The organism is Caballeronia sp. LP006 (assembly GCF_031450995.1).
Taxonomy (GTDB): domain Bacteria; phylum Pseudomonadota; class Gammaproteobacteria; order Burkholderiales; family Burkholderiaceae; genus Caballeronia.
Genome location: NZ_JARTVW010000004.1, coordinates 1,376,945 through 1,394,496 on the forward strand (window position 1 = coordinate 1,376,945; position 17,552 = coordinate 1,394,496).

The window sequence follows — 17,552 nt, forward strand, 5'->3', positions numbered from 1 at the left end:
GTCTGCTCCGCATTCGCAGAGTTGAAGAAAAGATAGCAGCGTGTTTCTTGCAATAGAATGGGCAAATCGGCAATCGCTCTGTGCAGAAATCCTCATGCGTGGTTTCGACTGGGACGACATTCAGGCATTTCTCGCCATTTCGCGCGCGGGCAGGCTCACCGTGGCCGCGCAGCAAATGGGCGTGGATCATTCGACCCTGAGCCGGCGTGTGGCCGCGCTTGAAACCGCACTCGGTGTGCGACTGTTCGACCGCAGTTCCCTAGGGTTTGTGCTGACCCCCGAAGGCGAACGCGTACTAGGCGATGCGGAAGGCATGGAGAGCCTTGCATTGCACATGCGGCATCGGCTCGAAGATGCGTCCATTGGTCTGACGGGAAGCGTGCGCATCGGCACGCCGGAAGGCTTCGGTACTTACTTTCTCGCGCCGCGTATTTCCAAGCTCTCGGCCATGCATCCGCAACTCGAGATCGAATTGATCGCGAATCCGCGCATGTTCAGTCTTTCGAAGCGCGAAGCCGATCTCGCTGTCAGCATGACGCGGCCAGCGCAAGGGCGCGTCTATGCGCACAAGCTCACGGACTATGCGTTGGGCGTCTATGCCGCGCGCGAATATCTCGCGACACATGCGGCAATCGTCACGCGTCGCGATCTGCTCACGCATCCGTGGGTCGGCTATGTCGAGGATCAGATGTGGTCCGCTGAACTGAACTATCTGCCGCAGGTATCGAGCACGCTCACGCCGACCATTCGCATCTCCAACGTGATCAGTCAGACGGCCGCCGTCGCGGGCGGCGTGGGTCTCGGCGTGCTGCCGTGTTTCATGGCGCGCAGGGAACCGAACCTGGTGCGGCTTTTTGCGGATCAAATTGCGCTGAGTCGTTCTTACTGGCTCGTGACGCTTGCCGAAACGCGCGATGTCGCACGCGTCAAACTGCTTGCGGATTTCATTCGCACCGAGTGCCAAGGCACGTGGTTTCTCGAAGAATAAACTCCCGGCCGCACGCGCCAGGTGATGTATTCATCTAGACGTCTCATCAGCGTCACTTTCTCGTCATGTTGCCTTTCTAGAATTTGCCCAACGTTACAGCGGCAGACGAGGAAAGCCATGGACGCGATTCGTATCGAGCGTCTCACCAAGACGTTTCGCAATGGCCGCAAGGCGCTTGATGCCGTCGATCTGCGCGTGGAAGAGGGCGAAATGGTCGCGCTCATCGGTGCGTCGGGCTCGGGCAAATCGACGCTCTTGCGCCATATCGCGGGCTTTATCGCATCGGATGCGGCGCCCTCGCATGTGACGCTGCTCGGCAGGCCGATTCAGCAGAACGGCAAGATCGTGCGTGAAGTGCGCGCCATTCGTCGCGATGTCGCCTTCGTGTTTCAGCAGTTCAATCTGGTGGGACGTCTTTCGGTAATCACCAACGTACTCATCGGCGCGCTTACGCGTGTGTCGCTATGGCGGCGTCTCTCAGGGCGTTTTCCGCGCGACGAACGCGCGCTGGCGATGGACTCGCTTACCGCGATGGGTATTGGCGAACATGCGCTCGAACGCGCGAGCAACCTGTCGGGCGGACAGCAGCAACGTGCGGCGCTCGCGCGTGCACTCGTGCAGCGTGCGCGCATCGTGCTCGCGGATGAACCAATTGCCTCGCTAGATCCCGAATCTGCGCGGCGCGTGATGGAGCTCATGCAGTCGCTAAATCGCGATCACAGACTCACGGTGATCGTGTCGCTGCATCAGATCGACATAGCGATGAAGTACTGCACGCGCACGGTTGCCTTGCGCGATGGCCGCGTGGTCTACGACGGCGCATCCGCGAAGCTCACGCCCATGCTGTTGCGCGAACTGTACGGCGCGGCCGCCGCTGAATTGCTGGCCGATCACGACGAGCGTGAACATCTCTCCGCGATTTTTGCCTCTGTCGCCACATCCTGAATCGCAATCAAACTACGGACCGCATCTCCATGAAATCAGCCCGTACCTTCCTGGCCGGCGCGGCACTCGCGTCATGCTTCCTGAACTCGGTGGCCTTTGCCGATACGCTCAGCTTCGGCATCATCTCGACGGATTCTTCGTCGGCGCTCAAGCAACGCTGGCAACCGCTCATCGACGATCTGAACAAACAGACCGGTCTCGATGTGAAGGCGTATTTCGCCACGGACTATGCGGGCATTATCGAAGCAATGCGCTTCAACAAGGTGCAGATCGGCTTCTTCGGCAATGCGTCCGCCATCGAAGCGGTGGACCGCTCCAACGGCGAAGTCTTTGCGAAGGTCAAGTACAAGAGCGGGGAGGCGGGCTACTACTCCGTGCTCATCACGAACGCCAACAGCAAGTGGAAGAGCGTCGATCAGGTGCTGAAGAACAGCCACGATATCAATTTGGGCTTCGGCGATCCGAACTCCACTTCCGGCACGCTGGTGCCTTCATATTATCTCTTCGCGAAGAACGGGCTTTCGGCAAAGACCTCGTTCAAGAGCGTGTTGCCTTCGAGCCATGAAGCCAACATGCTCGCGGTCGTCAACGACAAGATCGATGTCGCGACCAACAACACCGACATGCTCGACACCATCAAGACGCAGCATCCCGACCTTTATCCGAAGGTGCGTGTGCTGTGGAAGTCGCCGCTCATCGCGTCAGACCCGCTCGTGTGGCGTCGCGATCTGCCGCAGACAACGAAGGACAAGCTGCTGAACTTCTTCGTTCACTACGGCGAAAAGGACCCGCGCGAACAGTCCGTGATGACGGCTATCTCCGGCTATTCGGGCTTCGCGGCATCGTCCAATGCGCAGCTCGTGCCCATTCGTCAGATGGCGCTCTTTCAGAAGAAGGAACAGGTGCAGAACAACGCTCATCTGGATGACGCCGACAAGAAAGCGCAAATCGCATCGCTCGATCAGCAGTTGTCCGCGCTCGATGGCTCGGCGGCGAAGTGATGAAGCCGCTCGATATCTCGACCTTTGCCGCGGGCGTGAGCAGGCCCGAGGAAGCGCCTATGCAAGCGCCGCGCGGCAAGCGTAGCTGGGTGTCGATGCTCGGCTGGATCGTGCTTATCGCCGTGCTCGGCGCGTCGTGGCAAAGCGCGGACATGCGTCCGCTCGATCTGCTCGGCGCATCCGGCAACATGAGTCAGTTCGCGCGCGACTTCTTTCCGCCCGACTTCACGGAATGGCGCACGTACGCGCACGAGATGATCGTGACGCTCGCCGTCGCTGTCTGGGGCACGGCGCTCGCGCTCATTTGCGCGGTGCCGTGCGGCTTGCTGTCGGCGCAGAACATCGCGCCGGTGTGGATCGCGCAACCAGTGCGGCGGCTCATGGACGCGTGCCGCGCGATCAACGAGATGGTCTTCGCCATGCTGTTCATCGTCGCGGTCGGGCTGGGGCCGTTTGCAGGCGTGCTCGCGCTGTGGGTGCATACCACGGGCGTGCTGGCGAAGCTCTTCGCCGAAGCGGTCGAAGCGGTGGATGCGCGTCCCGCCGAAGGCGTGCGCGCCACGGGAGCGAGTAGTCTCGACGAGATCGTGTATGGCGTGTTGCCTCAAGTGCTGCCGCTGTGGATTTCGTTCGCGCTGTATCGATTCGAGTCGAACGTGCGCTCGGCGATGGTCGTCGGCATGGTTGGCGCGGGTGGTATCGGCGTAGTGCTTTACGAGGCCATCCGCTCGTTCAACTATGCGCAGACCGCAGCGGTCATGCTGATCGTCGTGGTGATCGTATCGCTGATCGATCTGGCGTCGGGATGGGTGCGCGAGCGCGTGATCTAGAAGGCGTTATCGAAGCGACTTGAGCGCCTGCTTCATGCGGCGCTTTTGTTGCTTCTTCAAAGTACGCAAGGCTGGCTTCGCGGCGGCGGCATTGGGCAAGGCGTCGCTCTTGTCGAGGAGATCGCGGCTCGCAACGACATCGTTCAATGCGCCCAGATGCTTTTGCAGACGCTTCAGCTGCTTTAGTCCACCGCGTTCCTTCTCGGCAAGCAGGGGCATGAAGAACTCCATCAGGTAGCGCACTTTCTTACCCGCTTTGCGCACTTCGTGCAGCGCGGCATATTCCGGGCGCTTCACTTGCCGCACGCGCTTGATGCGTTTCTTCAATTGTCTTCGCGCGTTTCGAACTCTGTCAGAAGCGAATTGCTCGATAGCCACGCGCTTTTTTGCAGTGTTGAGTTCGCGGTTGGCTTCCGCCACGGCTTCGCGCAAGACGCCCTTGATATCCGCGTTATTGAGTGTCGCTTTACTGGTCCTCAATGCTGCATCGCGATGGCCGCGCAATGCCTGCGCGAGATCCGTGTCTTCATGCTCGCTCATCAATTCGATCAGGATGTCCCAATCGCGCGTGCTGCCGGCTGCCTGCGCGAGATAACGCAAGAGGGCGCGCTGCTTGTCGTCGAAGGCATCGTCGAGGATCGGGCGATACGCCCAAAAGAGACTGCGCAGACGCCGTAGCGCTATCCTGAGCTTGTGCAGTGTTTCGGCATCATCGCTCTGTTCCAGTTCATGCGCGTGCTGCAGCGCTTCTTCAACGAGCGGTGAAGCATAAGTGCGAAACTGCGATTCGGCGGTGACGCCTGACAACGTGTCTTTCGATCGTCCGGATTTCATAGGTAATCTTTTATCGAAGGAATGTCGTGGGCGTTCGCAAGAAACGTTCCGGCGATTATGAGCCGGTCTCGTCTATGGCGCGGAGAAATTGCGTGCCCGCGTCGGCCAGAAGCCCGGAGTTGTCGATGTTCACCACGCACGCATGCCTGGGCAGTTCGAGGGAAGGACGGCGCGCAAGGCGCGCTTCGATCTGCCGGGCGTCTTCACGTCCGCGCCTTGCTAACCGCGCGGCCAGCACCGCGGGCGCGGCATCGATATAAACGAAGCATGCATGCGGATAGCGGGCGAGGGCGGCATCCGCGTGTTGACGCGAACCGTTCACGACCACCGGTCTGCCGCGTTCGAGCCATGCATCCACTTCGATGCCAATGCCATAGCACAGGCCGTGACTTTCCCAATGCATCGAGAAAAGTCCATACGAAAGACGCGCCTTGAATTCTTCATGCGTCAACGCAATGTGGTTCTCGCCGTCGCCGACCGCACGCGTGATGTACCGATGCGCGAACATCACGCGTGCGCCGACGCGTTCGCGCGCAAAGCCGAGCAGCGAGTCCTTGCCCGCGCCCGACGGGCCCATGACATAGATGAGTCGTGCGCTATCGAGTGTGTCGTTCTGGCTCATGCCGCTTCCCGTACGTTGTTGAACGGCAGCCGCTGCCACAAGGTGAACGGCTCGCCCGGTGCGCTTTCCACGAAAAGCGCCGCGCCATGCACAGGCAGCGCGCCGAGCGTGTCGATCTTGCGCGTCCATGCCGATACGACCGAACCGCGCGCGTGGGTGTCATCGAGCGAATCGCAGAGGGTCATGTGGAAGCGGTATTCATCGAAGACATAGGGATAGCCCCATTCACGTACGAGCGCGATTTGCCGCTCGCTCATGCCGTCGACAATGCGCCGCTCGATGTCCCCTGCCGATGGCATCGCGCGAACTGCTGCGAGCGCTTGCAGCGCGCTTGCGGCCATTTCGCGCAAGCGTTCGTCGTCGTTTTCCTCCGATGCGCGCAACGCCACGAAGCGGCCCATTTCCGCTACGCGCACCGGCATCTCAAAGCGCGTGACCGACGACGCCCAGGCACGCGCGGCCGCGAGCACATCGGCGGGTTGCACGCCGCTCGCGCAATGGAACGGCGGCACGATGGTCGCATGCCAACCATAGCGGCGCGGCGCGCGTGTGATGTCGTGCGCTGCCGTTTCCATCGAGAGGCCGCTTTCCGCGTCGCGCCCGAGCCATTCGCAACCAGCACGCCACCATGCGGATGCGTCGGGCGGCGCGTAATACAGTGCGATGCGCGCTTCGTCACTCCATGCAGCGCTCATAGATCGTGCTCGACCATCAACTGCACGCGGTCTGCCGCGAAGTGAGTCACGCCGTACTTGACGGGCACGCCGCGTTCATCGACATCCACATTCTCGACCCACAGCACCGGCTGCTGCCGGTTGATCTGCAAGCGCCGCGCGACATCCGACGAAGGCAACACGCTGCCGATACGGCTCCACTTGCGCATATAGTCCTTGACGCCGAACTCCGCGAGCGCCGCAGTGATGCCGCCTGTCGCTTCGATCACCGTGGGAAGCTCGGGAAAACGCGCGGCGGGATACCAGTTGCGTGCGTAGGTCAGCGGCACGGCGTCGGAGTCATGACGCGTTTCGAGCTGATAGACGAGCGTGCCCGCACGCAGAGCGAGCGCCTTCGCGACGGTAGGGTCGGCCTTCACGCGTTCGGAAGCGAGCACGACGCCCGTGGACGTCTGCTTCTGACGGCGAATGTTTTCCGTGAAGCGCGTGCGCCTGCCGATTTGATAGTCGATCGCTCCAGGCTGCACGAAGGTGCCGCGTCCCTGTTCGACGCTTACGAGACCCGTTGCGGCAAGACGCAGCATGGCGCGGCGCACGGTATGACGATTCACGTCGAAGCGCCGCGCCAGTTCCGCTTCGCTCGGCAGGCGGCCTTCCTCGCCGAAGCTCTTCGAGGCGATCTCCGCCGAGAGTATCTGCTCGATCTGCCGCCAGACCGCGACCCCCGCGCCGCGTTCGACGGCGTGTCCCGGCGCCGCGTTTTCGTTCGATGTCATGTAGGTGTCATTCCCGTCGGTTTGAATATCGCTGTTGGGCATTGTAGTGCGCAAATGGTGATGGAAATATGAAAGCCCACTTATCCAGACGTCTAGACGACCAGACGAAAGCCGCGTAGCTTAAGGTGCCCGCAACGTACAAATCATCAGGGAAAGCCATGAGTCAGAGAGAGGAGCCGCGCGACGAGGCTCGTTCGTTCGACCGCCGCGAATGGATGGCGGTGCTGGCGCGCACGTCGCGCGAGAGTTTGCAGGCCGCGCTCGAAGGCATGAGTGTGCCGCGCTTCGACTGGTTGCGCGCGCCGGATATCGGCCTGGCAATGGTGCGGGCGCGCATCGGCGGCTCGGGAGATGCCTTCAATCTCGGCGAGACTACCGTCACGCGCGCCACGCTGCGTTTGCATATGGAAGACGGCAGCGCGCCGGTCGGTGTCGCGGTGCATATGGGCCGCGATAAGGAGCGCGCGAAGCTTGCAGCGCTGATCGACGCGCTGCTGCAGACGCCCGCGCATGCGCAGCGCTTGCAGACGGAAGTGATCGCACCGTTGGCCGCGCGTCTCGCCGACGAACGGCGCCGCAAGGAAGCGGAAGCGGCTACGACCAAGGTCGAATTCTTTACGATGGTGAGAGGGGAATGATGCAGATAGACATGGCCGCTCTCGTGCCCGGCTTCAACGACCCGGTGCACGATGCCCAACGCGTCTTTCGCGCTTTGCTGGAAGCGTTGTCGCGTCCGGGCAGCATCGTCGCGATCGATGCCGCGTTGCCGAACAATCACGCCATGCGCGATGCGCTTGCACACCGCGTGCCGCTTGCAGCTTTCGCCTCGCTGCTGGCGCTCGCCGATTATTCGACGCCTGTATTCATCGAAGGCGGGAACGCCGCATTCGGCGATGCCTTGCGCTTTCATGCAAGCGCGCCGCTCACGCCGAATCACAGCGAAGCCGCGTTCGCCTATCTCGGCGATGCAGCCGCGTTGCCCGCGCTCGATGCCTTCTCGTCGGGCGAACCGGAAACGCCGGAAGATGCGGCGACGCTTTTCATACGCGTGCCTTCGTTGACCGAAGGCGAGCCGCTCGTGTGGCGCGGTCCGGGGATCGAAGACAAGCGCAGTGTCGCCATTGCGGGACTCACGCGCGATTTCTGGCAACAGCGCGCGGCGCTAACCGCGCAGTTTCCGTGCGGCATGGATTGTTATTTCGTGGCGGGCGGCGCGCTCGTCGGCTTGCCGCGCACGACGCAAGTGGAGATGAACTGATGTACGTCGCGGTGAAGGGTGGCGAAAGAGCCATCGAACGTTCATGGGATGTGCTCGCCAAGCATCGGCGCGGCGACTTGCAGGTGCCCGAGCTGAGCGTCGCGCAGATTCGCGAGCAGTTGCGTCTCGCGGTGGCGCGCGTGATGACCGAAGGCTCGGTCTACGACGAAGAACTCGCGGCGCTCGCCATCAAACAGGCGGCAGGCGATCTGGTCGAGGCGATTTTTCTGCTGCGTGCGTATCGCACGACGTTGCCGCGCTTCGGCTACACCTTGCCCGTAGACACGGCAGCGATGTGCGTGGAACGGCGCATCTCCGCTGCGTTCAAGGATATTCCGGGCGGGCAGATGCTGGGCGGCACCTACGATTACACCCAGCGTCTGATCGACTTCAGCTTGCTGGCCGAAGGGGAAGTGATTAGCGATGCAACGACTTCCAGCGACCACGCCGAAGCCACGAACGATATGCCGCGCGTGTTGTCGATGCTCAACAAGGAAGGGCTGATCGAGCAGGAACGCGCGCAGGAAGATTCACCGGAGCCGGGCGACCTCTCGCGCGAACCGCTTGCGTTTCCCGCTGATCGTGCAACGCGTCTGCAAAACCTTGCACGCGGCGACGAAGGCTTTCTGCTGGCAATGGGATACGCCACGCAGCGCGGCTACGCGCACAGCCATCCATTCGCAGGCGAGATTCGTCACGGTGAAGTGGCCGTGGAAATGCATATCGATGAGCTCGGTTTTGCCGTGGAGATCGGCGATATCGACATCTCCGAATGCCAGATGATCAACCAGTTCGCGGGCAGCGGCGAAGTGCCGCCGAAGTTCACGCAAGGCTATGGTCTCGCGTTCGGGCATTCGGAGCGCAAGGCCATGGCCATGGCGCTCGTCGATCGTGCCTTGCGAGCGGAAGAGTTGGGCGAGAGCATCGGCTCACCCACGCAGGATGTCGAGTTCGTGCTCTCGCATAGCGACAACGTCGAGGCATCGGGCTTCGTGCAGCACTTGAAGCTGCCGCATTACGTGGACTTTCAGTCGGAATTGGAATTGCTGCGGCGACTTCGTGCATCGCACGGCAAGGAGAAGATGGCATGAATAACGCGCTGACCGAAGGCTATAACTTCGCTTATCTGGACGAGCAGACCAAGCGCATGATTCGTCGCGCCTTGCTCAAGGCCGTTGCGGTGCCGGGGCATCAGGTGCCGTTCGCCTCGCGTGAAATGCCGCTGCCGTATGGCTGGGGCACGGGCGGTTTGCAGGTGACGTCGGCGATCATCGGCGCGGACGATACGCTCAAGGTGATCGATCAGGGCTCCGACGAAACCACCAACGCGGTCAACATTCGCCGCTTCTTCGCGCGCACGGCGGGCGTGGCAACGACCACGCGCACCGCGGACGCCACTATCGTGCAAACACGTCACCGCATTCCTGAAACGCCGCTCACGGAAGCGCAGATTCTCGTGTACCAGGTGCCGATGCCCGAACCGCTCTACAGGCTGGAGCCGCGCGTGACGGAGTGCAGGAAACTGCATGCGCTCGCGGACTACGGTCTCATCAACGTGAAATATTACGAGGATATCGTGCAGCACGGCAGCATTGCGACGACCTACGATTATCCAGTGCTGGTGAACGATCGCTACCTCGCGGCGCCTTCGCCTATTCCGAAGTTCGACAATCCGAAGATGCACATGAACGCGGCGCTGCAACTCTTCGGCGCGGGACGCGAGCGGCGCATCTACGCCATTCCGCCTTATACGAAGGTGAAGAGTTTGGATTTCGAAGATCATCCATTCAGCGTGCAGAAGTGGGACCATGCGTGCGCGCTGTGCGGGTCGCGTGAGAGCTTTCTCGATGAAATGATCGTCGACGACGAAGGCGCGCGCATGTTCGTATGCTCCGATAGCGACTATTGTCACAGCCGCTGCGACGAGCAAGAGGCAAAGGAGGCGGCGCAATGAAGACGCTCTTGAATGCGCGCGGACTCACCAAACGCTACGATGGACGCGGCGGTTGCGTCGATGTGGACCTCGCGGTCTATCCGGGCGAGGTGTTGTGCATCGTGGGCGAGTCGGGTTCGGGCAAGTCGACTCTATTGAACGCGCTTGCGCTCAGAAGCAGCATCGATGAAGGTGCGCTCGACTACACCACGCGTGAAGGCGAAACGCTGGATCTGCTCACGCTCAGCGAGCCACGCAAGCGACTTTTGTCACGCACGGAATGGGGCTTCGTGCATCAGAATGCACGCGATGGATTGCGGCGCAACGTGTCGGCGGGCGCGAACATCGGCGAGCCGTTGATGGCCATCGGCGCGCGCCACTATGGCCGTTTGCGCGAGACGGCTTCGGACTGGATGGGCCGTGTCGAGCTCGATGCGGCGCGCATCGACGAATTGCCTTCGGCTTTTTCGGGCGGGATGCAGCAGCGCTTGCAGATCGCGCGCAATCTCGTGACCGGGCCGCGACTTGTCTTCATGGACGAACCGACCGCCGGTCTCGACGTATCCGTGCAGGCGCGTCTGCTCGACTTGCTGCGTACCTTGACGAACCAGCTGCATCTCGCCGCTGTAATCGTCACGCACGATATCGGCGTGGCACGCTTGCTCGCGCATCGGTTGATGGTGATGAAGGACGGGCGCGTGGTGGAGAGCGGTCTCACGGATCAGGTATTGGATGATCCGCAACATCCTTATACGCAGACGCTGGTGGCGTCCGTGCTGCCGGTTTGAGGTGCAACAGATGACTACGACAGACGAAGAAGCGTTCGCCACGCGCACGGAGCTAATGCTGCGCGCACGCGACATAGAAAAGACCTTTACGCTGCATCAGCAGGGCGGTGTGCGCATCGTGGCGCTCGCGGGTGTATCGCTCGATGTGGAACGCGGCGAATGCGTGGTGCTCGCGGGCGCTTCAGGCGCCGGCAAAAGTACGTTTCTGCGTTGCATGTACGGCAATTATCTCGCGACGCGCGGCAGTATCGCCATTCGCGACGACAGCCGCGCTTCGCGACATCTCGTGCTGACCGAAGCCGAGCCGCACGACATCATCCGCTTGCGCAAAAGCACGCTCGGTTACGTGAGCCAGTTTCTCCGCGCCATCCCGCGTGTCTCTTCGCTCGATCTCGTCGCGGAACCGCTGGTCTCGCGCGGTGTCGATGAAGACGAAGCACGTGAGCGCGCGAGCGTCCTGCTCGCAAGGCTGAACGTACCGCGACGCTTATGGTCGCTCGCGCCCGCGACGTTTTCCGGCGGCGAGCAACAGCGTGTGAACATTGCGCGCGGGCTGATCGCGGCGCATCCTGTCTTATTGCTCGATGAGCCCACGGCGTCGCTCGATGCACAGAACCGGGACGTCGTAGCCGATCTCATCGTCGAAGCGCGCGAGCGGGGCGCGGCCATCGTCGGTATCTTTCACGACGAAGATACGCGTGAGCGCGTGGCAACCCGCATCGTGCGCCTTGCAACACCGGTAGTGGTCCACTCATCCGAAGACGGAGCATTGCAGACATGCTGATTACGAATGCGCGCATCGTCACGCGCAACGAGGAATTCACGGGCACGGTGCGCATCGAGGAGGGCTGTATCGCGGATGTATCGCCGGGAAATACGGCGACGCGCGATGCGTTGAACTGGGACGGCGACTATCTGCTGCCGGGCTTCGTCGAACTGCATACGGACAACATTGAAAAGCATCTCGCGCCGCGTCCCGGCGTGCTGTGGAATCACGAAGCGGCGATCATCGTGCATGACGCGCAAGTGGCTTCGGCCGGCATCACGACCGTGTTCGATGCGCTCGGTGTGGGCTCGCGTCCCGAAGACGGCGTGCGTGGCCGCGAACTTCAAGTGCGTTGCGCGCATTCCATCGGCAAGTTCGTCGAACGCGGACTCTTGCGCGCCGATCACTTCCTGCACTTGCGTTGCGAAGTCGGCACGACGGACGTGGTCGAGGTATTCGATTCACTGAGCGCGCATCCGCTCTTCAGGCTCGCATCGGTGATGGACCATACGCCGGGTCAGCGCCAGTGGCAGGACCATGAAAAGTGGCGCAAGTATCAGGAACGTCACGGCAAGTGGAGCGACGAACACGCGAATGACGTGCTCGCGCAACTGGCCGAGCATCAGGCGCGTTACGCGGCGGCGCATCGTGCGGACATCGTCGCGCGTTGTCAGCGCTTGGGCATCTCGCTTGCAAGCCACGACGACACGCTCATCGAGCATGTGGAAGAAGCCGCGCGCGACGGCATTGCGCTCGCGGAATTCCCGACCACGCGCGATGCAGCCCGTGCCGCGCGCGAACATGGCATCGCCACGATCATGGGCGCGCCGAACGTCGTGCGTGGCGGCTCGCACTCGGGCAACGTGTCGGCGCTCGAACTCGCTCGCGAAGGGTTGCTCGACATCCTCTCGTCCGATTACGTGCCTTCGAGCCTGCTCATCGCGGTGTTCGATCTCGTCGAGAAGGCGGGATGGACCTTGCCGCGCGCGGTGGCCACGGTTTCTTGGGCACCCGCGCACGCGGCCGGACTCGCCGACCGTGGGGCCATCGTGACGGGCTTGCGCGCCGACTTCGTGCGCGTCGCGCTGGCGGACGGTCTGCCTGTGCCGCGCGAGACTTATCGCAACGGGCAGCGCGTTTCTTAAAACGCCGACAGCCCCGCGCAAGGCAACCGACATACACGGGTAAGCCCGCGTTGCGAAGGCATGCAGACTTCAGTACTCTCGCGCATGAATTAGTTCGCTATGTGAATCGCTGTTCGCCTGACGAACAATAGTCGAACGACGATTGCCAATCATCGACGAGGGAATGAAGTGAGCCGAAGTCCTGCTGTGAACGTGCAGACGTTCATCAACGAGCACCCGTTTTCGCCCTTCCAGTGGCTGATCTTCGTGATGTGCTTCGTCATCGTGCTGCTGGATGGTTTCGATACGGCGGCCATCGGATTCATCGCGCCATCGCTCGTATCCGAATGGCAGATCAGCCGGCCCGCGCTCGCGCCTGTTCTGAGCGCTGCGTTGTTCGGGCTCGCGGCGGGCGCGCTGCTTTCCGGGCCGTTGTCGGACCGGCTCGGACGACGGCTGATGCTGTTGTCCTCGGTACTGCTGTTCGGCGTGGCGTGCTTTGCATCGGCGTATTCGGCAAGCCTCACGCAACTCACGGCGTTGCGCTTCGTTACGGGCCTCGGCCTCGGCGCCGCCATGCCCAATGCCGTCACCATGATGAGCGAGTTCTGCCCGGACAAGCGCCGCGCGACGCTCATCAACCTGATGTTCTGCGGCTTTCCGCTGGGCGCGGCATTCGGCGGCTTTCTCGCGGCATGGATGATTCCGCATTTCGGCTGGCGCAGCGTGCTGCTGCTCGGTGGCGTGGCGCCGCTCGTGCTCGTCGTGCTGCTCTTCATCAGCCTGCCGGAATCGGTGCGCTACATGGTCGCGAAGAACAAGCCGGCCGAGAAGATTCGTGCGACGCTTGCACGCATTTCATCGGCGGCGGCCAACGCAGGATCGTTCTTCATGACGGAGACGGCGCCCGCGGTGCAGGGGCAGGGCGGCGTGAGCGTGGTGTTGTCGCGCTCGTATATCGTCGGTTCGATCATGTTGTGGCTCGCATACTTCATGGGCCTCGTGATCTTCTATGCATCGATCAACTGGATGCCGATTCTCCTCAAGGAATCTGGCCTGAGTCCGCAACGCGCGACGCTGATCTCCGCTTTGTTCCCGCTCGGCGGTGTGGGCGCTGTCTTGTGCGGCGTGTTGATGGACCGCTTTAACCCGAACCGCATCATTGCCGCGTGCTATGCGTTGACCGCGGTGAGCGTGTACTTCATCGGGCAGGCGGTGGGCAACGTGGGACTGCTCGTGCTGATCGTGTTTCTTGCTGGCGTGTTGATGAACACGGCGCAATCGTCGATGCCCGCGCTCGCGGCATCGTTTTATCCGACTCAGGGACGCGGCACCGGCGTGGCGTGGATGCTGGGCATCGGGCGCTTCGGCGGTATCGCGGGGTCGTTTCTCGTGGCTGAACTGACGCGATTGCACTTCAGCTTCGGCGGCATCTTCGCGGTGATCGGCGTCGCGGGATTGATCTCGGCGGTGGCGTTGCTGATCAAGCAGGCCGCGCATCCGCAGGCCGCGTTGCCGAGCGATTTGAAGGCTACGGAGCCGGTCGGGCATTGAGGATGGGTTGTGTCTGGATGATGTCGAATCGCCCTGCGTGGACGTTGGTCGCGCGGGGCGAATTGTTTTGGATGTGGGGCTTTGCCGAGAGGCCATGGCCACCAGTCTTTCACTCATCGCACTCCTGTTTGCCAATCGTCAGACCGTGGCATGTCGTGTGCTGATGAAGAACATGCGACTTGCCGCTGCGTGTCAACACCGCAGCAGCAAGGAGGCACCACAAGCCGCACGACATCGCATCTTGCAACCGCAAAAAGGAGTTTTTCGATATGAAGCGTATCGCCATTTCATGCGCCGCTGGCGCACTCGCCCTGGTTTGCGCATCCGCATTCGCACAGGACAATCCTCCCAGCTCGAATACGGGCCTGCAAGCAGGCGACAACGCCCAAACGACTACGACGCACGCGCACAAGACTCATTCGAAGGCCACGCACAGCAGCCAGTCGTCGATGAAGCCCGGTCCGTCGACCACGCCTGGCGGCACGGCCACGCCCGGCACCGCAGGCGCACCGGTCAGCGCGAGCGGCTCGGGTAACTGAGGTTTGAAATAATCGGCGGAACAGCCGCTGGAAACATGAACGGGACGCTCAAGGGCGTCCCGTTTTACATGGTGATTCAATTCGAAGAGGAATGCGCCATCGAGAAGAGCGCGTATGAACGCGCTATGACAATGCAAAACTGGCCATCATGTTGCGCGCTTCAGCTCACGCAAATCAAAGCCGTATCTTACTTAGCAAACAACGACGCCATATTGGCAAACGCCTTGATCTCGACCGCATTGCCCGACGGGTCGAGGAAAAACATGGTCGCCTGCTCGCCCACTTCGCCCTTGAAACGGACATGCGGTTCGATGATAAAACGCGTGTTCGCCGCACGCAGCTTCTCGGCCAACGCTTCCCACTGCGGGATCGACAGCACGACGCCGAAGTGACGCACCGGCACGGCATCGCCATCTACAGCGCTCGTCGTGCGATGCCCCACTTCCTCGGGCGCCAAATGCGCGACGATCTGATGTCCGTAAAAGTCGAAATCGACCCAGTCCGGTGAACTGCGGCCTTCGGGGCAACCGAGTAGATCACCATAAAACTCGCGCGCGGACGCAAGGCTGTGAACGGGGAAAGCAAGATGGAAAGGCGGCATGGCGGCCTGAGTCGTGCTCATGGTGCAACTCCTTTTTGTGGGGTTCGACAGCGTTTGACCCAGATTCTATTCACAAATAAAAGTGCTGAAAAACGATATATTGCGGGAGTCAGCCCCAAATTTATCGATGAATGAATATGCTGCGCGAACTCACTACTTTCATTGCGGTCGCGCGCCACGGCACCTTTGCCGGCGCGGGCGCGCACATCGGGCTCACGCAGTCGGCGGTGAGCGCGCAGATGCAGCGTCTCGAAGCGCATTTGGGCTTCGCCTTGTTCGACCGCACCGGACGCTCCGCCACACTCAACAAGGCGGGCCGCCGCACGCTGGAACTCGCGGATGAACTCATGGCGCTCTATACGCGCCTCGCCGAACCCGAGGGCGTCGACGGGCGTGGCGGCGCGTTGTCGGTCGGCGCGATTGCATCGGCGCATGCGGCGCTGTTGCCCGATGCCATCGGCGCGTTCAGACGCGTGCTGCCCGCGTGGCGCATCCGGCTCGTGCCGGGCGTGTCGCTGTCGCTGCTCGCACAGGTCGATGCAGGCGAAACGGACATGGCCGTCATCATTCGTCCGCCGTTCGCGATACCTTCCGAATTGCGCTGGCGCACGCTCGTCGCCGAACCGTTCGTGTTGCTTGCGCCCGCCGCCATGAAGCGCGCCGCCTGGCGCGAAGTAATCGAGACGGCGCCGTTCATCCGCTACGACCGGCGTTCGTTCGGCGGACGGCAAGTGGAAACGTTCTTGCGCAAGCAACGCATAGCGGTGCGCGACGCCATCGAAGTGGACGAGTTGCAAGGCATCGCGCAAATGGTCGCGCGCGGCTTGGGCGTTGCGCTCTTGCCCGTATCCGATGGCATCGGCCCGTGGCCTGCCGGCGTCGTCGCGCTCGGTCTGGGCGACGACACGTTCCATCGCGAGATCGGGCTGGTCGAGCGTTCGCGCAAGGGACGGCAAGACGCGGCGGCACAACTCGCGGATTGCATCGCCGATGCGGCCAGTCGCAAGCCGGAAACGCCGCTTCCGGCGCGCAAGCGCGCGCGTGTAAAAAACAGCGCCTAGAATGCGTTGCAGGCGCGGCCCTCGAGTCGTCTCCTTCGTTGTCCGCGCACGCTTTTCCTTTGTCCTTTCGTGGCGGATGTCCATGAGCGACGAGCAACACACTGACACCACTGACGCCGCACCGCCGCTCGGCTTCTTGCGCGCGGGGCTTGCCTGGCTGGATCGCGTGGACCCGGGCACGCATCGGCGTATCAAGGGATTGCGGCTCGTGACCGCGTATGGGCTCGCGGCCGCGCTCGGCGGCTTGCACGACGTGACGCGCGACGTGCCTGCCAGCGTCTCCGTTGGCATGCTGGCCGCCGCCTTCGCGCTTTGGGCAAGCGTGTCAGAAGCGCGCAGCGCGCGCGCCGATTCGAGCCGCGATCTCGCCGTGTTGTGCATCGCGGCCGCGCTTGGCGCACTCAGCTTCGCGCTCTTCGGGCCGTGGCTGCACGAAATGGGGCGCGGCGGCGCGGAGCTCGTGCTCGTCACGGGCGCGTTCCTCGCGGGCTATCTCAAGCGTTTCGGCCTGCTCGGCGCGGGCGTCGGCTCACAGTTCTACATCGGTCAACTGGTCGCTTACTCGATGAACCTGACACCGGGCGATTCATGGGCGATTACGCTCGCGCTCGTCATCGGCATGATCGCGGCAATCGTGCCGCGTGTGCTGAGCGGGCCGGCGGAGCATCCGGTGGTGTTGCCCGCGCTCGCGTCCGAGCCGGCTTACTGGCGGCGGCAGGTTTCTCCCGCGCTTGCCATGGGTCTGCAGGCGGCGAGCGGCGCGCTCGTCGTGGCGTTGTTGAACGCGGCGTTCGGTATGGCGGAATCGGCGTGGGCGATCACGGCCTGCGTCTACGTGGTCGCGACTTCGGCTGTCGGCACGGCACAGCGCGTGCGGCGGCGCATCTACGGCACGCTCGTGGGCGTGCCTGTCGGCCTCATTTGTCTGCCGCTTGCGGAACACGCGCCGCTCTTCATCTGGGCGATGGCTGCCCTCGCGATGATCGTCTACGCCATGGCGCTGCCCGAGCGCTATGACATTGCGTGCGGCGCTTTCGCCTTTACGCTCACCGTGACGATGGCCGCGAGCGGCATTCACTCGATACCGCTGCTCGCCGCGCGCGCGTGGGAGACGTTTCTGGGCGGCGCTCTCGGGCTCATTGCGGCGAAGTTGATCTTCCCGTTGCGCGAGGTCGGCTAACCACGCGCGGTGGCAGAACGCAGCGACGAAGCGGCATGGCACGGGCCTCGCACGGCAAAGCGGCAAAGCACGGCAAAG

At 62.4% G+C, this 17,552-nt stretch carries 20 protein-coding genes; 15 read left to right on the plus strand and 5 right to left on the minus strand.

Features of this window, described 5'->3' with window-relative positions; translation table 11 throughout:
* Window positions 1–94: 94 nt before the first annotated feature.
* The 4 genes from P9250_RS16380 (at window position 95) to phnE (ending at window position 3,764) form a co-directional block, all read left to right on the plus strand.
* Entirely contained in the window at window positions 95–988 is an 894-nt protein-coding gene (locus P9250_RS16380; protein WP_310394081.1) for a LysR family transcriptional regulator, read from the plus strand.
* A 117-nt stretch (window positions 989–1,105) separates the two neighbouring features.
* On the plus strand, window positions 1,106–1,933 hold the full coding sequence (phnC, locus tag P9250_RS16385) for a phosphonate ABC transporter ATP-binding protein (RefSeq protein WP_310394083.1): 828 nt from the start codon (window positions 1,106–1,108) through the stop codon (window positions 1,931–1,933).
* 29 nt (window positions 1,934–1,962) lie between these two features.
* The gene (phnD, locus tag P9250_RS16390; protein ID WP_310394085.1) at window positions 1,963–2,934 is read left to right on the plus strand and encodes a phosphonate ABC transporter substrate-binding protein; all 972 of its coding nucleotides are present in this window, start codon (window positions 1,963–1,965) and stop codon (window positions 2,932–2,934) included.
* Window positions 2,935–2,993: 59 nt separating this feature from the next.
* On the plus strand, window positions 2,994–3,764 hold the full coding sequence (phnE, locus tag P9250_RS16395; protein ID WP_250467704.1) for a phosphonate ABC transporter, permease protein PhnE: 771 nt from the start codon (window positions 2,994–2,996) through the stop codon (window positions 3,762–3,764).
* 6 nt (window positions 3,765–3,770) lie between these two features.
* Here the strand turns inward: phnE and P9250_RS16400 are convergent, their stop codons facing one another.
* The 4 genes from P9250_RS16400 to phnF are packed head-to-tail and all read right to left on the minus strand — an operon-like array spanning window position 3,771 to window position 6,670.
* A complete protein-coding gene (locus tag P9250_RS16400) occupies window positions 3,771–4,598 on the minus strand; it encodes a CHAD domain-containing protein (protein ID WP_310394087.1) in 828 nt (275 codons plus the stop codon).
* A gap of 55 nt (window positions 4,599–4,653) precedes the next feature.
* Window positions 4,654–5,220 carry a phosphonate metabolism protein/1,5-bisphosphokinase (PRPP-forming) PhnN gene (phnN, locus tag P9250_RS16405; protein WP_310394089.1) on the minus strand — a complete coding sequence of 189 codons (567 nt, stop codon included), beginning with the start codon at window positions 5,218–5,220 and terminating at the stop codon, window positions 4,654–4,656.
* Window positions 5,217–5,915 (minus strand): DUF1045 domain-containing protein, encoded by a 699-nt coding sequence (locus P9250_RS16410; protein ID WP_310394090.1) that lies wholly within the window; start codon window positions 5,913–5,915, stop codon window positions 5,217–5,219. The genes phnN and P9250_RS16410 overlap by 4 nt, the downstream gene beginning before the upstream one ends.
* Window positions 5,912–6,670 carry a phosphonate metabolism transcriptional regulator PhnF gene (phnF, locus tag P9250_RS16415; protein WP_309848398.1) on the minus strand — a complete coding sequence of 253 codons (759 nt, stop codon included), beginning with the start codon at window positions 6,668–6,670 and terminating at the stop codon, window positions 5,912–5,914. Before phnF ends, P9250_RS16410 begins: the two co-directional genes overlap by 4 nt.
* Window positions 6,671–6,828: 158 nt before the next feature.
* Here phnF and phnG point away from each other — a divergent pair, with 158 nt between their 5' ends.
* The 9 genes from phnG to P9250_RS16460 all read left to right on the plus strand — a co-directional run bounded on the left by phnG (window position 6,829) and on the right by P9250_RS16460 (window position 14,632).
* Window positions 6,829–7,308 (plus strand): phosphonate C-P lyase system protein PhnG, encoded by a 480-nt coding sequence (gene phnG, locus P9250_RS16420; protein ID WP_310394093.1) that lies wholly within the window; start codon window positions 6,829–6,831, stop codon window positions 7,306–7,308.
* A complete protein-coding gene (phnH, locus tag P9250_RS16425; RefSeq protein WP_310394095.1) occupies window positions 7,305–7,928 on the plus strand; it encodes a phosphonate C-P lyase system protein PhnH in 624 nt (207 codons plus the stop codon). The genes phnG and phnH overlap by 4 nt, the downstream gene beginning before the upstream one ends.
* Window positions 7,928–9,019: a carbon-phosphorus lyase complex subunit PhnI gene (locus P9250_RS16430; RefSeq protein WP_310394097.1), complete on the plus strand. Its 1,092-nt coding sequence runs from the start codon at window positions 7,928–7,930 to the stop codon at window positions 9,017–9,019. Before phnH ends, P9250_RS16430 begins: the two co-directional genes overlap by 1 nt.
* Entirely contained in the window at window positions 9,016–9,882 is an 867-nt protein-coding gene (locus tag P9250_RS16435; protein ID WP_310394100.1) for an alpha-D-ribose 1-methylphosphonate 5-phosphate C-P-lyase PhnJ, read from the plus strand. The genes P9250_RS16430 and P9250_RS16435 overlap by 4 nt, the downstream gene beginning before the upstream one ends.
* Window positions 9,879–10,649: a phosphonate C-P lyase system protein PhnK gene (phnK, locus tag P9250_RS16440; protein ID WP_310394102.1), complete on the plus strand. Its 771-nt coding sequence runs from the start codon at window positions 9,879–9,881 to the stop codon at window positions 10,647–10,649. The genes P9250_RS16435 and phnK overlap by 4 nt, the downstream gene beginning before the upstream one ends.
* A 10-nt stretch (window positions 10,650–10,659) precedes the next feature.
* Window positions 10,660–11,433, plus strand: coding sequence for a phosphonate C-P lyase system protein PhnL (phnL, locus tag P9250_RS16445; protein ID WP_310394104.1), 774 nt, complete (start codon window positions 10,660–10,662; stop codon window positions 11,431–11,433).
* The gene (locus P9250_RS16450) at window positions 11,427–12,560 is read left to right on the plus strand and encodes an alpha-D-ribose 1-methylphosphonate 5-triphosphate diphosphatase (RefSeq protein WP_310394106.1); all 1,134 of its coding nucleotides are present in this window, start codon (window positions 11,427–11,429) and stop codon (window positions 12,558–12,560) included. Before phnL ends, P9250_RS16450 begins: the two co-directional genes overlap by 7 nt.
* A gap of 168 nt (window positions 12,561–12,728) precedes the next feature.
* The gene (locus P9250_RS16455; RefSeq protein WP_244828773.1) at window positions 12,729–14,093 is read left to right on the plus strand and encodes an MFS transporter; all 1,365 of its coding nucleotides are present in this window, start codon (window positions 12,729–12,731) and stop codon (window positions 14,091–14,093) included.
* Between the two features lie 269 nt (window positions 14,094–14,362).
* A complete protein-coding gene (locus P9250_RS16460) occupies window positions 14,363–14,632 on the plus strand; it encodes a hypothetical protein (protein ID WP_244828771.1) in 270 nt (89 codons plus the stop codon).
* A 187-nt stretch (window positions 14,633–14,819) separates the two neighbouring features.
* On the opposite strand, the gene P9250_RS16465 is transcribed toward P9250_RS16460, so the two are convergent.
* A complete protein-coding gene (locus tag P9250_RS16465; protein WP_244828770.1) occupies window positions 14,820–15,254 on the minus strand; it encodes a VOC family protein in 435 nt (144 codons plus the stop codon).
* Between the two features lie 116 nt (window positions 15,255–15,370).
* Here P9250_RS16465 and P9250_RS16470 point away from each other — a divergent pair, with 116 nt between their 5' ends.
* Both P9250_RS16470 and P9250_RS16475 read left to right on the plus strand, forming a co-directional pair.
* Complete coding sequence (locus P9250_RS16470; RefSeq protein ID WP_244828769.1) at window positions 15,371–16,294, plus strand: LysR family transcriptional regulator; 924 nt, start codon at window positions 15,371–15,373, stop codon at window positions 16,292–16,294.
* Window positions 16,295–16,376: 82 nt separating this feature from the next.
* Window positions 16,377–17,474, plus strand: a complete 1,098-nt coding sequence (locus tag P9250_RS16475; protein WP_310394109.1) for an FUSC family protein — start codon at window positions 16,377–16,379, stop codon at window positions 17,472–17,474.
* Window positions 17,475–17,552: the final 78 nt, after the last annotated feature.